Below are 12,982 nucleotides of genomic sequence, written 5' to 3'. Positions count from 1 at the left end.
CACCGGTGTCCGGTCCTCCGGTGCCGGGCGACCGTGCCGGTCAGCCCGCCTGCGCGCCCGGCACCCGGTCGGACAGCCCCGCGGCGTCGCGGACCAGGTCCAGCGGGCCGCTCCAGTCGAAGGCGCGGTAGACGGCGTCCAGTTGGGCGAACGGCGGGCCCTGGGCGAAGAGCTGGAAGGTGAGCCGGTGCCCGGCGTAGTCGGAGTTGAGCAGGTCCCGGGCGAAGGCGAGGAGTTTGCGGCGGTCCTCGGCGACCCAGTCGTCGTTGATCGAGTAGAACTTCCGCAGCCAGCCGCCGGCCTCGGGGTCGGCGAAGCTCGCCGAGTCCGGGGTGACGCAGATCTGGCCGCCGCACAGTTCCCGGGCGAGGTGCATCATGTCCGGCAACTGGGCGCAGGCCAGCACCCGACCGGTGTGCAGCAGGGACTGGTCGGGCATGAACAGCCCGCCGGGTGACGTCGTGCCCATCGCTATCGCCGCGGTCAGATGGGCGTTGACGCCCTCGCGGTAGCAGGCCAGCCGGGCCAGTTTCTCCTGTACGGCCGGCCGGCGTTCCAGCCCGGTCTGCCGTACGTTCCACAGCGCGGCGCCGATCATCAGGTCGGCCAGCCGCAGGGTGCGGTGGGTGAAGGGCAGCGCGGAGTAGCGGTGCAGGGTGGCGCGGATCAGCGCGGCCGCCTCGGTGTGCCGGTGGAACAGCACGTCCTGCCAGGGGATCTCGACGTCGTCGAAGACCACCAGGGTGTCGATCTCGTCGACCCGGTGGGACAGCGGGTAGTCGTCGGCCTTGCCGCGGCCGGCGAACCCGGTGCGGCAGAGGAACTTCAGGCCCTTGGCGTTCATGTCGACGATGAATCCGGTGGCGTACTCGGAGAACTGGGTGCCGCCCCAGTCGGCGACGGCCGGTTTGACGAACGCCTGGTTGGCGTAGGCCGCCGCGGTCTCGTACTTGGCGCCGCGCACCACGATGCCGCTGTCGGTCTCGCGGACCACCCGCAGCAGCAGGTCGGGGTCCTGGTCCCGCGGGCGTTTGGACCGGTCGCCCTTGGGGTCGGTGTCGGCCGAGACGTGGAACAGGTCGGCGGTCGCCGAACGGGCGAGGTGGTGCCGGATGTTCCCGGCGAACCGCGGGTCCAGCGCGTCGAGGACCTCCCGGCCGTCGAGCAGCGACCACATCTCGCCGACGGTCTCGTCGCCGACCCGGGTGACGACACCGCGCGCCGTGTCGAGCACGGTGTCGACGGCGGCGCGCTTGTCGTGCCAGTCCCGCTGGGTGAGCGGCGGTTTGTCGGCGACGCTGTGCCGTTCGCCGCTCGCCGGGTCGGGGTAGGACATGACGTCCTGGGTGGCGGCCTCGTGCGCGAGGTCGTGTATCCGGGCGCGGATGCCGACGATCGGGGCGAACTGGGGGTGCCGGGTGACGTCCTTGACGCGTTCGCCGTCGATCCAGATCTGCCGGTCGGGAGAGAGCGATTCCTTGTACTGCTGGCCGGTACGGATCATGCGGGCCTCCTCGGTCGCGGGGCCTCAGGCCGGGAATCGGCGGTCGGGTTCCCGGCCCTCGGCTGCGGCGGACTCGCCCAGGGCATGCCCGGTTCACCGGGGCGGTGAACGGAGCGCCGTCACCAGGTGACGGGCAGCGCGTGCAGTCCGTAGATCACCGCGTCGTACTTGAACGGCAGGTCCTCGACCGGGGCCGCCGCGCGCAGGGTGGGGACGCGGCGGAAGAGAGTGGGGTAGAGGACCTGCAGTTCGAGCCGGGCCAGCGGCTGGCCGACGCAGTGGTGGGTGCCGGCGCCGAACGCCTGGTGCAGGCGGGCGTCGCGGGTGAGGTCGAGGCGGTCGGGGTCCGGGAAGACGCGGGGGTCGCGGTTGGCGAGTTCGCCGAGCAGGATGACGCCCTCGCCGGCCTCGATGGTGCGGCCGGCGATCTCGATGTCCTCCAGCGCGGTGCGGCGCCGGCCGAGGTGCACGATGCTGAGGTGGCGCAGGAGTTCCTCGACGGCGGCGGCGACCACCCGGGGGTCGTCGGTGTCGCGGACGACGGCGAGCTGGTCGGGGTGCTGGAGCAGCAGCAGGGTGCCGAGGCTGATCATGTTGGCGGTGGTCTCGTGGCCGCCGAGCAGCAGCAGGACGCCCATGCCGGCCGCCTCGCGGCGGGTCAGTTCACCGGCGACGACCCGCTGCGCCAGCTTGGAGAGCAGGTCGTCGCCGGGTTCGGCGGTCTTCCGGGCCAGCAGGTCGGCGAGGTACTCCGCGAGCGCGGTGTGGGCGGCGTGCCGCTGTTCACCGGTGGCGACGGTGGAGACCAGGGTCTTGCTGTTGGTCTGGAAGAAGTCGTGGTCCTGGTAGGGCACGCCGAGGAGTTCGGAGATGACGAGGGAGGGCAGCGGCAGGGCGAGGGCCTGGACCAGGTCGGCGGGCCGGGGTCCGGCCAGCATCCGGTCGATGAAGGTGTCGGTCATGCGCTGCACGGACGGGCGCAGGGCCTCGACGCGTCTGACGGTGAAGGCGCCGCTGACCATGCGGCGCAGCCGGGCGTGTTCGGGGTCGTCCAGTCCCACGAAGCTCAGGTCGGGCGAGCCGCCGGCGTGGCTGTGCCGGGGGTCGACGGGGCTGGGGAAGCCGGGGTGGGCGAAGTCGGCGCTCAGCCGGGGGTCGGAGAGCAGGGCCTTCTGTTCGGCGTGGCCCGTCACCGCCCAGGGGGTGCTGCCGCCCCAGGAGCGGACCCGGGTGAGCGGCCCGTGCTCGCTCAGCGCGCGCATCCCGGGTGACGGGTCGAAGGGGCAGCCGGCGGACCGGGGGGCCGGGAAGTCGGGGATGTGCGCGGCGGCGGCGGTGTCGGGGCGGGTCGTCATGGTGGAGGGCTCCGGGGCGTGGGGGGATGCGGCGCGGGGCGCGCAGGGGCGGCCGTTTCAGGGGCCGGTCGGCTTCAGCGGCCTCGTGAAGTGGCCGACGGGACGCTCGCGGGGCGGCCGGGCTCGGCTCCGACGAGGGTGAGGCGGCCGTCGCAGCCCTTGCGGCGCGGGGCTCCCGCGGTGCCGGGTCCGGCCGCCGGGGCGCCGGCCACCAGCGCGTGCCCGGGAGCGGTCACCCGGTCTCGTCCAGGTGGATGGCGGCGGCCGGGCAGACGCCGGCCGCCTCGCGGACCGCGGTGTGCCGTTCGGCGGGCGGCGCGTCGGCCAGCAGGACCACGATGCCGTCCTCGTCCCGCTGGTCGAAGACCTCGGGGGCGATCAGCACGCACTGGCCCGCGCCGCAGCACTTCTCTTCGTCGACTGTGATCTTCACGGTGCTTCCTCGGGGTGGGGGGTGAGGTCGCAGCGAAGCACGGCCGCGAGAGCCGAATCAAGCACCTGACTTAAAATTGACGGATTCCCGACGCCGGGAACCGCCGGGCGCCCGGCGAGTCCCGGGCGCCCCTGGCCGGTCAGGCGCGGGTCGGCGCCGGCTCGGCCTGCGTCTCCTCGCCGACGGCCGCACCGCTGCCCGCGCGCAGGGCGGGAATCAGGCAGGCCACGGCGGCCGACAGCAGCGCGACACCGCCGCCGATCAGCAGACCCGTACGGAAGCCGTCCTCCGAGGCGAGCGTGTAGCCGCCCAGGGTGGTGGTCATCTGCGCCAGGACGACACCGATCACCGCGGAGCCGATGGTCGTGCCGAGCGAGCGCATCAGGGCGTTGAAGCCGTTGGCCGCCGCCGTCTCGGAGAGCGGGACCGCGCTCATGATCAGGGCGGGCATGGCGCCGTAGGCCAGCGCGACACCGCTGTTGATCACGATGCCGGACAGCATCAGGCCCCAGGCGGTGCCCATCAGCGGGAGGGCGAGGCCGTACCCGGCGGCTATCACCAGGGCGCCGAGCACCAGGGCGAACTTGGGGCCGCGGGAGTTGATGAGCTTGCCGCCGAGCGGGGAGATGATCATCATCATCACGCCGCCGGGCGCCAGGTACAGGCCCGCCGCGAGCATCGACTGGCCCAGGCCGTACCCGGTGGCCTCGGGGAACTGGAGCAGCTGCGGCGCGATCAGCAGGAAGGAGTACATGCCGACGCCGATGAGGATCGAGGACGCGTTGGTGAGCAGCACCCGGGGACGGGCGGTGGTGCGCAGGTCGACCAGCGGGTCGCGGGTGCGCAGCTCGTAGTAGCCCCACACGGCGAGCGCGACGACGGCGAGGGCGATCAGGCCGAGGGTGGTGCCCGAGCCCCAGCCCCAGTCGCCGCCCTTGGAGATGGCCAGCAGCAGGGAGACCAGGCCGATGGCGAGGCCGATCGCGCCCGGCGCGTCGAACCGCTGCCCCTTGGCGCCGGCCGGAACGTCCGGGACGACGAAGAAGATCAGGGCGCCGATCAGCAGCGCGAGGCCGGCCGAACCCCAGAACAGCACCCGCCAGTCGGCGTACTGGGCGACAGCGGCGGCCAGCGGCAGGCCGATGGCGCCGCCGATGCCCATGGAGGCGCTGACCAGGGCGATGGAGCTGGACAGCTTCTCCTTGGGGACCACGTCGCGCAGCAGCGCGATGCCGAGCGGCACCATGCCCATGCCCATGCCCTGGAGTCCGCGGCCGACGATCATCGGCACGACGGACGAGGACAGGGCGCACACCACCGACCCGGCGACCAGCGGCACGGTGCAGATCAGCAGCATCCGCCGCTTGCCGATCAGGTCCCCGAGCCGACCGGAGACGGGCACGCAGACACCCGCGACGAGCAGGGTGACGGTGACCACCCAGGCCGCGTTCGAGGAGCTGGTGTGCAGGATCTGCGGCATCTCCGCGATCAGGGGGGTCACCAGCGTCTGCATGACCGCGGCGACGGTGCCGGCCAGGGCGAGGGTGGCGACGACGCCGCCCGGGCGGGCGGCGGTCGGCTGGGGGCCGTCCATGGGTGCTCCTTAGCGAAACCTCGTTGAGTGACGGCGCCTCCACCGAGGCGCCATATGCATCATACATAGGCTGTGCATCTACCACACCATGTGCCGAATGCATATGATGGAGCCGAGTGGGGCCGAGGGAGTCCACCACGGAGCAGAGAGTGGAGAAGAGGCTTGTGAACAGGGCGGACCGGGCTACCGAGCGGGTGGAGTTCGAGCAGATGCTGCTGAGCCGCTATATGCATCTGCACAAGGGCAAAGGCCGACACGCCGGAAGCCTCCTGGACCGCAGCGCCTACATCCTGCTCAGCCGGATCCGCATGCAGGGACCGATGTCCATCGGGCAGCTCGGTGACGCGTTCGGGCTGGACGCCTCCACCCTCAACCGGCAGACGGCGGCCGCCATGCGGGCCGGCCTGGTGGAGCGCATCCCCGATCCGGACGGCGGCGTGGCCCGGAAGTTCCGTATCACCGAGGAGGGCGAGCGGCGGCTGGACGAGGAGCGCACCGGCCTGGTCGCCAGCCTGGACCGGATCATGACCGACTGGCCGGAGCAGGACATCGCCGCCTTCGCCGACCTCCTGCGGCGCTTCAACTCGGACATCGAGCGGCTGCACGGGATGCCCTGGCCGCGCCCCGGCGCCGCGGAACGTCCCGCCTGACGCCGGTCCGCCCGCCCGCCCGCGCGGCTACGCCGAGGCCCGGGTCAGCGCCGCCAGTTCCGTGTCGGTCAGCCGCAGGTCCGCCACGCCGAGCAGGGCCGGCAGCTGTGCCACCGTGCGGGCCGAGGCGATCGGGGCGGTCACGGTGGGCTGGGCGGCGAGCCAGGCCAGGGCGACGGTCGCGACCGGGGCGTCGTGCGCCTGGGCGACCTCGTCGAGCGCGGTGAGGACCCGCTGTCCGCGCGCGGTCTCCAGGTGCCTGGCGGCGCCGGCGGCCCGCGCGCTGTCCACGGTGGCGCCGGGGCGGTACTTGCCGGTCAGGAAGCCGGCCGCCAGCGCGTAGTACGGCACGGCGGCCAGACCGGCCCGCTCGGCGAGGTCCTGGAGTTTGCCTTCGTAGGTGTCGCGCGTGACGAGGTTGTAGTGCGGCTGGAGGGCCACGTACCGGGCCAGGCCCTCGCGTGCGGAGAAGTCGAGGGCCTCCTGGAGCCGCTCGGCGGAGATGTTGGAGGCGGCGATGTGCCGGACCTTGCCCGCCCGCACCAGTTCGTCGAGCGCTCCGATGATCTCCTCGACGGGCACCTCCGGGTCGTCGAAGTGGGTGTAGTACAGGTCGATGCGGTCGGTGCCGAGGCGGCGCAGGGAGGCGTCGGCCGCGGCCTTGACGGTGTCGGCGCGCAGCCCCGTGTACTCGGGGTGCCGGCCCACCTTGGTGGCGAGCACGACGTCGTCGCGGTTGCCGCGCCGCGCGAGCCACTTGCCGATGACGGTCTCGGACTCGCCGCCCCGGTTGCCCTCGGCCCACGCCGAGTAGGCGTCGGCGGTGTCGACGAAGTTGCCGCCGGCGGCCGTGTAGGCGTCCAGGACCGCGAAGGACTGGTCCTCGTCCGCCGTCCAGCCGAAGACGTTGCCGCCCAGGGCGAGCGGGAAGACGTGCAGGTCGGTACTGCCGAGTCGATGCAGAGAGGTCATGCTCTGCGACAACACCGGCCCCGAAGGGAGCATTCCGGTCACCGGCGCACCGCGGCGGCCACCTCGCCGCAGACCTGGGCCGGCCGCGGCGCCGAGCCGGGCGGCATCCTCGTGATCCGCGGGAGGCCCTCCGGGGTGTACGGCAGGGAGCCGGCGAGCACCTTGAGCACCGCCCGGAGCGCCGCCCGGGCTGCACCGAGGCGCTGAGGTGGTGGCGACGGCGCCGCGCGCGCCAGACCGAAGCGCCCCGCCCACAAGCGTCGTCTCCGGGCCAGGGCGCCCGCGGCCGCCGGCACACCGCGCCGTATCCGTCCTCCGCCGCGACCGGCCGCGCACCCGGCAGGCATACGAAAGCACCGGCTGTCCATGTCCCAGGACAGAAACAGGACTTGACCGGGACCAATCGCTCAGGCGCCCAGGACCCGCGCGTTCGTACATTTGCGTGTACCTGCCCAGAAAAGCTTTCGAGTCGTGGGCAGTACGCGGGATTCGGAGAGGAGGTGAATGACATGAGTGAGGACATGGTGTATGAGCCTCCCGCCCTGGTCGAGGTCGGGGACTTCCAGGAACTCACCCTGGACGAGGGCACCTGGGGTTGGGACCGGTACAGCGAGTGCTGGTGGCTGGGCTGCTGATCCCCACGGTGCGAGGACCGGGCGGCGGACCTGTCCGCCGCCCGGTCCCACCGCCCCCGTACCGTCCCGCGGAGGTCCGATGCAGTTCCTCGTTCTGCCCGATCACCGGCTGGCCGCGGCCGCCGTCCGCCGGCTCCCGCCCGGTCCGGAACCGGACCGGGCGCTGACCCATGCGTCCGGGCGTCCCTGGGTCGTCGGTTCCTGGACGGACGAGGAGATCCTGACCGCCGCCCGCGGCGACCGGCGCGTCGCCCTGTTCGGGTGCTTCGCGGCGAGCCCGGACGACCTCGGGCGGATCGTCGAGCGGTGCCCGACGGCGGACCGGCTCGGCGACGCCCTGCGCGCGGTCCCGGGCAGCTACCACGCGCTGGCCTCGTTCGGCGGCGAGATCCGTGCCCAGGGCGCGCTGTCGGGCGTCCGGGAGATCTTCCACACCACCGTCGACGGCCGCACCCTGGCGGCCGACCGGCCGGACACCCTGGCGGCGCTGTCCGGCGCCGGCGTGGACGAGACGACGCTGATCTGCCGGCTGCTGGCCCAGCCGCCCCGGCCGCTCAGTGACCGCACGGCATGGCGTTCGGTGGCGTGCCTGGAACCCGGGCACTGGCTGCGGATCCGTCCCGACGGCCGCCACCACACGGTCCGCCGCTGGTCGCCGCCGCCGGCCGACCAGCCGATCGGACCGGCCGCCCGGCGGGTGCGGGCCGCGCTGCGCGGCGCGGTGGCCGCCCGGACCGGGTCCGGTGTCGTCGGCTGCGATCTCTCCGGCGGCCTGGACTCCACCAGCCTGGCCTTCCTCACCGCCGCCGACGAGCGCTGCCGACGGCTGGTGACGGTGCGTCAGGAGGGTTCGGACGCCGCGAACGACGACGCCCGGTGGGCACGGCAGGCGGCCGGATACCTGCCCGACGCGCAGTCCCTCGTCCTGCTCCGGTCCGAGATCCCGGGGTCGTTCGCCGGGCAGCTCGGCCAGGACGACGACCCGGAAGGGCCCTACCCCTGGCGGCGGATGAAGGAGGTGACGGCCTGTGTGGCCGGGCGGCTGGCCGGCCTGGGGGTCGCCGTCCATCTGACCGGGCACGGCGGTGACGAGCTGTTCCACCCGGCCCCCAGCTTCTTCCACGTCCTGGGCCGCCGCGCGCCGCTGGCGTCCCGCACCGACCTGCGGATCGCCCGCAGCATGTACCGCTGGCCGCTCGGCACGATGGTGCGCAACCTGCTGCGCGACCCGTCGTACGGCCAGTGGCTGCGCACCGCGGCCGACACCCTCACCACCCCCCTCAGCGGTCCCCGGGAACCCCTGACCGGATGGGGGTACCACCCGCGGCTACCGGCCTGGGTGACCGCCCCGGCGGCCGACGCCTGCCGGGAGCTGCTCCGGGACGCGGCGGAAAGCGGGGTCGCTCCGCACTCCCCCGATCCGGCGCAGCACGCGATCGTGCAGGCCGTACGCCGGTGCGGTACCGACATCCGGCTGACCGACCGGCTCACCGCGCGCTCCGGCGTCGCCTACCACGCCCCCTACCTCGACGACCAGGTGCTGGAAGCGGCGCTCACCCTGCGGATCACTGACCGGGTCAGCCCGGGGCGCACCAAGCCGCTGCTGTCCGCCGCCCTGCGCGGGACCGTTCCCGAGCCGGTCCTGGGCCGCACCACCAAGGGCGAGTTCAGCGCCGACGTGTACGCGGGCGTGCGGCACCACCGGGCCGAACTGCTGTCGCTGGCCGAGGACATGCGGCTGGCCCGGCTGGGCCTGGTGGACCAGGCCGCGGTCCGCGCGGTGCTCCTGGCTCCGCACCCCACCTCCCGCGGCTTCATCCCCATGGTCCACACGCTGGCCTGCGAGGCGTGGCTGCGCTCGGTGGAGGCGGCCCGGGAGCGGGCCGCCGGCGCGAAGGGAGCCCGATGACCTACTCGCTCGCCCCCGAGGTGTCCGCGACCGACACGGACGACGGCGGCATGGTGCTGCTGCACGAGGGCACGGGCCGCTACTGGATGCTCAACCGCACCGGCGCCACCGTGGTCCGGCTGCTGCGCGCGGGCAGCGGCACGGCGGAGATCGCCGAACGGCTCGCCGCTCCCTTCCCGGAGCAGCGGGAGCGGGTCGCCGCCGATGTCGACGCGCTGGTGGCGAGCCTGGTCGGCGCCCGGCTGGTGACGCCATGAGCTTCCCCGTCGTACCCGAGGCCCGGAATCCCGTCCCGCCGGGCCGGGCGCTGCTCGCGCGGTGCGCCGTGGCGGTGGCCTGGCTGCTGATCCGGCTGCGGCCCGGCCGGCTGCGCCGGGTGCTGGGGGTGCTGGCCCGCGGCGCCCGCCCCTGCACCGCGGAACAGGCGCTGCGCGGCCGGCAGGCGGTGGTGTCGGTCAGCCGGGCCTGCGCCGGGCAGGGCTGCCTCCAGCGTTCGGTGGCCACCGTGCTGCTGTGCCGGGCCCAGGGGTGCTGGCCGGACTGGTGCACCGGCGTGCGCACCGAGCCGTTCCGCGCCCACGCCTGGGTGGAGGTGGACCGCCGCCCGGTCGGCGAGGGCCCGGACATCGAACTGTTCCGCCCGCTGCTGCGGGTGTCCGCCCGCGCCGCGTCCCGGAGGAACACGTGAGGGCCCACGACGGCCTCAGGTTCGGCGTACTGCTGTCCACCGACCGCCATCCGGGCCGGACGGACGCCGAGGTGCTGGCCCGCGCGGTGGCGGTGGCCCGGTGCGCCGAGGCTCTCGGCCTGGACGACGTGTGGCTGACCGAGCACCACTTCCTGGACGCCGCGGTCAACCCCTCGGCGCTGACCCTCGCCGCGTACCTGCTCGGCCGCACCGAACGCGTCCACGTCGGCACCGCGGTGACCGTACTGCCGCTGCACTCCCCCGTGCACACGGCCGAACAGGCCGTGCTGCTGGACCAGTTGTCCGGCGGCCGGTTCGTCCTCGGGGTGGGCCGCGGCATCCCGGGCATCGAGTACCAGGTGCTGGGCGGCGGGCCGCGGGCGTGGCGGGCGGGGCTGGCGGAGCCGCTGGACCGCACGCTGGGCGCGCTGCGCGGCAAAGTGCCCACCGGCCTCGCGGCCCCCGCCCCGCGGTCGGTACGGCCGCTGCCCTCGGCGCACACCTCGCCGCACCCGCCGGTGTACGTGGCGGCCGGGTCGCCCGCCTCGATCGAGCTGGCGGCCGACCGGGGGCTGCCGCTGATGCTGTTCTTCGACAAGAACGCGGCGGCGAAGGCGGAGATGCTGGCCCGCTACGCCCGGCGGGCCCGGGGCAACGGGCGGCCGCGGCCGGCCGATGGTCACGCGTTCGCCGTGTTCACCCGGGTGACCGACTCGGCCGAGCGGGCCGCGCGGCTGATGCGGGACCGGGCCCGGTTCGTCCTCGCGCTGAACCGGCACCGCGCCGCGCTGCCCGGCCTGTCCCTGCCCGCCCCGCCGCCGGTGACCGCCGAGCACATCGGCGCGCTCGCCGACCGGATCCTCGCCACCCACCCGGTCGGGCCGGAGGAGACCTGCGTGGCCCGTCTGGTCGACCACATCGGCACGTCCGGCTGCACCCGCGTCATGTGCCAGGTGGAGGGCCCGGAGGAAACGGACCAGACCCTGGCCCAGCTGGAGCGGCTCGCGACCCGGGTCTTCCCGGCGGTACGCCGCCGCCTCGCCGGCCGCTGAGGACCCGGCATGCCCACCGCCGGCGCCGCATCCCCGCCCCCCGCTCCCCCGACGCTGCGCGCGACCGGCCGGGTCCTGCTCGGGTACGCCCGGGGGCAGTTGCCGCGGATCGGGTGCGGCGGGCTGCTCGGGCTGGCCGGGGCGGCGGCGGTACTGGTCCAGCCGCTGGCGGCCAGGGAACTGATCGACGGCCTCGGCGACCGGCGGCCGGTGACCGGCGCGCTGGCCGCGCTCTCGGTGCTCGTCGTGCTCGGCGCCGCGCTGCGGGCGCTCGGCCAGTACGTCCTGGCGCACGCCGCCGAGTCCGTGGTGCGCGGCGCCCGCCGCGGGATCACCGCCCGGCTGCTGCGGCTGAAGGTCGCCGAACTCGACCGGCTGGAACCCGGCGACCTGCTGTCCCGGGTCTCCTCGGACACCACACTGCTGCGCCAGGTCACCACCCAGTCACTGGTGTCGGCCGTCACCAGTGTGCTGGCGCTGACCGGGGTGACGGTGATGATGGCGCTGCTCGACCCGGTACTGCTGGGTGTGACCGCCGCTGTCATCGCGCTCACCTGCGCGGTGCTCACCGTCACCATGCCGCGCATCTCGCGGGCCACCGCGCGGGCCCAGGCCGCGGTGGGCGACATGGGCGCCGCCCTGGAACGGGCACTGGGCGCGCTGCGGACCGTGAAGGCGTCCGGGGCCGAGGAGCGGGAGACGGCGGCGGTGCACCGGACCGCCGACGAGGCGTGGCGCAGCGGTGTCCGGGCGGCCGGCTGGCAGGCGCTGATGGGCGCCTCGGCCGGGCTGTCCGTCCAGTTGTCGTTCCTGTGCGTGCTGGGAGCGGGCGGCGCCCGGGTGGCGTCGGGGACCATCAAGGTCTCCGTGCTGGTGGCGTTCCTGATGCTGCTCTTCTACCTGATGCAGCCGGTGTCCGACCTGATCCAGGCGGCCACCCAGTTCCACGTCGGCGCGGCGGCCGTGGCCCGGCTGCGGGAACTCGACCGGCTGGCGACCGACGCCGCCCCGGCAGCCGGTCGCGGCGGCCGGCCGGCCGGGCGGGCCGCTGCCCCGGCCACCGTCACCTTCGAGCAGGTCTTCTTCCGCTACCGGCCGGAGCTCCCCTACGTCCACCGGGCGGTGGACTTCACCGCGCCGGGCGGCCGGACGACCGCCCTGGTCGGCCCGTCCGGCGCGGGCAAGTCCACCGTCTTCGCGCTCCTGGAACGGTTCTACGAGCCGGCCCGCGGCCGGGTGCTCATCGACAGCCGGGACGTGCGCGACATCCCGCTGGCCGAGCTGCGGGCCGGCATCGGCTACATCGAGCAGGACGCGCCGGTGCTCTCCGGCACCCTGCGGGAGAACCTGCTGTTCGCCGCCCCGGACGCCACCGACGACGAGATCGCCGAGGTGCTGGTGCGCACCCGGCTGGACGCGTTCGTCCGCGCCCTGCCGCGGGGGCTGGACACCCCGGTCGGCCACCGGGGCACCCGGCTGTCCGGCGGGGAACGCCAGCGGGTGGCCATCGCCCGGGCGCTGCTGCGCCGGCCCCGGCTGCTGCTGCTGGACGAGGCCACCTCCCAGCTGGACGCCGAGAACGAACGCGCCCTGCGCGAGGTGGTGGCGGACGTGGCGCGCGAGACGACGGTCGTGGTCATCGCGCACCGGCTGTCCACCGTGACGGCGGCCGACCGGATCGTGGTGCTGGAGTCCGGCCGGGTGCGGGCCACCGGCACGCACGCGGAACTGCTCGCCGGCGACGCCCTGTACCGCGGCCTGGCGGCCGGTCAGTCACTGGCGTCCTGAGCCGCCGGTCACCCGCCGTGCACGAGCTGGATCAGGTTGCCGCAGGTGTCGTCCAGCACGGCGGTGGTGACCGGGCCGGCCGCCACCGGCTCCTGGGTGAAGCGCACCCCGAGCCCGCGCAGCCGCCGGAACTCCGCCGGTACGTCGTCCACGGCGAAGGACGCGGCCGGGATGCCGTCCCGGACCAGTGCCGTCCGGTACGGCCGCACGGCCGGGTGCCCGGAGGGCTCCAGCAGCAGTTCGGTCCCCTCGGGGTCCTCCGGCGAGACCACGGTCAGCCACCGGTCCGTGCCCATCGGGACGTCGTGCTTCTTCACGAAGCCCAGGACGTCGGTGTAGAAGCGCAGGGCTTCGTCCTGGTTCTCGACGAAGACGCTGGTGAGGTGGATCTTCATGGCACGA

The 12,982-nt window shown here is 74.3% G+C and carries 14 protein-coding genes; 7 read left to right on the top strand and 7 right to left on the bottom strand.

Annotated elements, in window-relative coordinates; genetic code table 11:
• Positions 1-40: 40 nt before the first annotated feature.
• The 4 genes from AB0G32_RS08820 to AB0G32_RS08805 all read right to left on the bottom strand — a co-directional run bounded on the left by AB0G32_RS08820 (position 41) and on the right by AB0G32_RS08805 (position 4,886).
• Positions 41-1,504: a 4-hydroxyphenylacetate 3-hydroxylase family protein gene (locus tag AB0G32_RS08820; protein WP_361160211.1), complete on the bottom strand. Its 1,464-nt coding sequence runs from the start codon at positions 1,502-1,504 to the stop codon at positions 41-43.
• 119 nt (positions 1,505-1,623) lie between these two features.
• Positions 1,624-2,859 carry a cytochrome P450 gene (locus tag AB0G32_RS08815; protein ID WP_361160208.1) on the bottom strand — a complete coding sequence of 412 codons (1,236 nt, stop codon included), beginning with the start codon at positions 2,857-2,859 and terminating at the stop codon, positions 1,624-1,626.
• A gap of 232 nt (positions 2,860-3,091) precedes the next feature.
• The gene (locus tag AB0G32_RS08810; RefSeq protein WP_361160205.1) at positions 3,092-3,292 is read right to left on the bottom strand and encodes a ferredoxin; all 201 of its coding nucleotides are present in this window, start codon (positions 3,290-3,292) and stop codon (positions 3,092-3,094) included.
• 139 nt (positions 3,293-3,431) lie between these two features.
• On the bottom strand, positions 3,432-4,886 hold the full coding sequence (locus tag AB0G32_RS08805; RefSeq protein ID WP_361160202.1) for an MFS transporter: 1,455 nt from the start codon (positions 4,884-4,886) through the stop codon (positions 3,432-3,434).
• Between the two features lie 209 nt (positions 4,887-5,095).
• Here AB0G32_RS08805 and AB0G32_RS08800 point away from each other — a divergent pair, with 209 nt between their 5' ends.
• Positions 5,096-5,536 (top strand): MarR family winged helix-turn-helix transcriptional regulator, encoded by a 441-nt coding sequence (locus AB0G32_RS08800; protein WP_361160539.1) that lies wholly within the window; start codon positions 5,096-5,098, stop codon positions 5,534-5,536.
• 27 nt (positions 5,537-5,563) lie between these two features.
• Here AB0G32_RS08800 and AB0G32_RS08795 read toward each other — a convergent pair whose 3' ends face one another.
• Positions 5,564-6,508, bottom strand: coding sequence for an aldo/keto reductase (locus tag AB0G32_RS08795; protein ID WP_361160199.1), 945 nt, complete (start codon positions 6,506-6,508; stop codon positions 5,564-5,566).
• Between the two features lie 38 nt (positions 6,509-6,546).
• Complete coding sequence (locus AB0G32_RS08790; RefSeq protein WP_361160197.1) at positions 6,547-6,678, bottom strand: hypothetical protein; 132 nt, start codon at positions 6,676-6,678, stop codon at positions 6,547-6,549.
• 339 nt (positions 6,679-7,017) lie between these two features.
• Here AB0G32_RS08790 and AB0G32_RS08785 point away from each other — a divergent pair, with 339 nt between their 5' ends.
• The 6 genes from AB0G32_RS08785 (at position 7,018) to AB0G32_RS08760 (ending at position 12,580) form a co-directional block, all read left to right on the top strand.
• Complete coding sequence (locus AB0G32_RS08785; protein WP_361160194.1) at positions 7,018-7,143, top strand: lasso RiPP family leader peptide-containing protein; 126 nt, start codon at positions 7,018-7,020, stop codon at positions 7,141-7,143.
• 79 nt (positions 7,144-7,222) lie between these two features.
• Entirely contained in the window at positions 7,223-9,052 is a 1,830-nt protein-coding gene (locus AB0G32_RS08780; protein ID WP_361160191.1) for an asparagine synthase-related protein, read from the top strand.
• Positions 9,049-9,309 carry a lasso peptide biosynthesis PqqD family chaperone gene (locus AB0G32_RS08775; protein ID WP_361160188.1) on the top strand — a complete coding sequence of 87 codons (261 nt, stop codon included), beginning with the start codon at positions 9,049-9,051 and terminating at the stop codon, positions 9,307-9,309. Before AB0G32_RS08780 ends, AB0G32_RS08775 begins: the two co-directional genes overlap by 4 nt.
• Positions 9,306-9,740 carry a lasso peptide biosynthesis B2 protein gene (locus AB0G32_RS08770; protein ID WP_361160185.1) on the top strand — a complete coding sequence of 145 codons (435 nt, stop codon included), beginning with the start codon at positions 9,306-9,308 and terminating at the stop codon, positions 9,738-9,740. Before AB0G32_RS08775 ends, AB0G32_RS08770 begins: the two co-directional genes overlap by 4 nt.
• On the top strand, positions 9,737-10,792 hold the full coding sequence (locus AB0G32_RS08765; protein ID WP_361160182.1) for an LLM class flavin-dependent oxidoreductase: 1,056 nt from the start codon (positions 9,737-9,739) through the stop codon (positions 10,790-10,792). The genes AB0G32_RS08770 and AB0G32_RS08765 overlap by 4 nt, the downstream gene beginning before the upstream one ends.
• A 9-nt stretch (positions 10,793-10,801) precedes the next feature.
• Positions 10,802-12,580 (top strand): ABC transporter ATP-binding protein, encoded by a 1,779-nt coding sequence (locus tag AB0G32_RS08760; protein ID WP_361160180.1) that lies wholly within the window; start codon positions 10,802-10,804, stop codon positions 12,578-12,580.
• A gap of 8 nt (positions 12,581-12,588) precedes the next feature.
• Here the strand turns inward: AB0G32_RS08760 and AB0G32_RS08755 are convergent, their stop codons facing one another.
• Positions 12,589-12,975: a VOC family protein gene (locus AB0G32_RS08755; RefSeq protein ID WP_361160177.1), complete on the bottom strand. Its 387-nt coding sequence runs from the start codon at positions 12,973-12,975 to the stop codon at positions 12,589-12,591.
• Positions 12,976-12,982: the final 7 nt, after the last annotated feature.

Source organism: Streptomyces sp. NPDC023723 (genome assembly GCF_040639815.1).
Lineage (GTDB): Bacteria > Actinomycetota > Actinomycetes > Streptomycetales > Streptomycetaceae > Streptomyces.
This window is presented reverse-complemented; position numbering and strand designations above follow the sequence as displayed.

Coding starts and splice junctions, on each gene's coding strand:
- AB0G32_RS08820 (WP_361160211.1), bottom strand. CDS start 1,504: ATGATCCGTACCGGCCAGCAGTACAAGGAATCGCTCTCTCCCGACCGG.
- AB0G32_RS08815 (WP_361160208.1), bottom strand. CDS start 2,859: ATGACGACCCGCCCCGACACCGCCGCCGCCGCGCACATCCCCGACTTC.
- AB0G32_RS08805 (WP_361160202.1), bottom strand. CDS start 4,886: ATGGACGGCCCCCAGCCGACCGCCGCCCGCCCGGGCGGCGTCGTCGCC.
- AB0G32_RS08800 (WP_361160539.1), top strand. CDS start 5,096: ATGCTGCTGAGCCGCTATATGCATCTGCACAAGGGCAAAGGCCGACAC.
- AB0G32_RS08795 (WP_361160199.1), bottom strand. CDS start 6,508: ATGACCTCTCTGCATCGACTCGGCAGTACCGACCTGCACGTCTTCCCG.
- AB0G32_RS08785 (WP_361160194.1), top strand. CDS start 7,018: ATGAGTGAGGACATGGTGTATGAGCCTCCCGCCCTGGTCGAGGTCGGG.
- AB0G32_RS08780 (WP_361160191.1), top strand. CDS start 7,223: ATGCAGTTCCTCGTTCTGCCCGATCACCGGCTGGCCGCGGCCGCCGTC.
- AB0G32_RS08775 (WP_361160188.1), top strand. CDS start 9,049: ATGACCTACTCGCTCGCCCCCGAGGTGTCCGCGACCGACACGGACGAC.
- AB0G32_RS08770 (WP_361160185.1), top strand. CDS start 9,306: ATGAGCTTCCCCGTCGTACCCGAGGCCCGGAATCCCGTCCCGCCGGGC.
- AB0G32_RS08760 (WP_361160180.1), top strand. CDS start 10,802: ATGCCCACCGCCGGCGCCGCATCCCCGCCCCCCGCTCCCCCGACGCTG.
- AB0G32_RS08755 (WP_361160177.1), bottom strand. CDS start 12,975: ATGAAGATCCACCTCACCAGCGTCTTCGTCGAGAACCAGGACGAAGCC.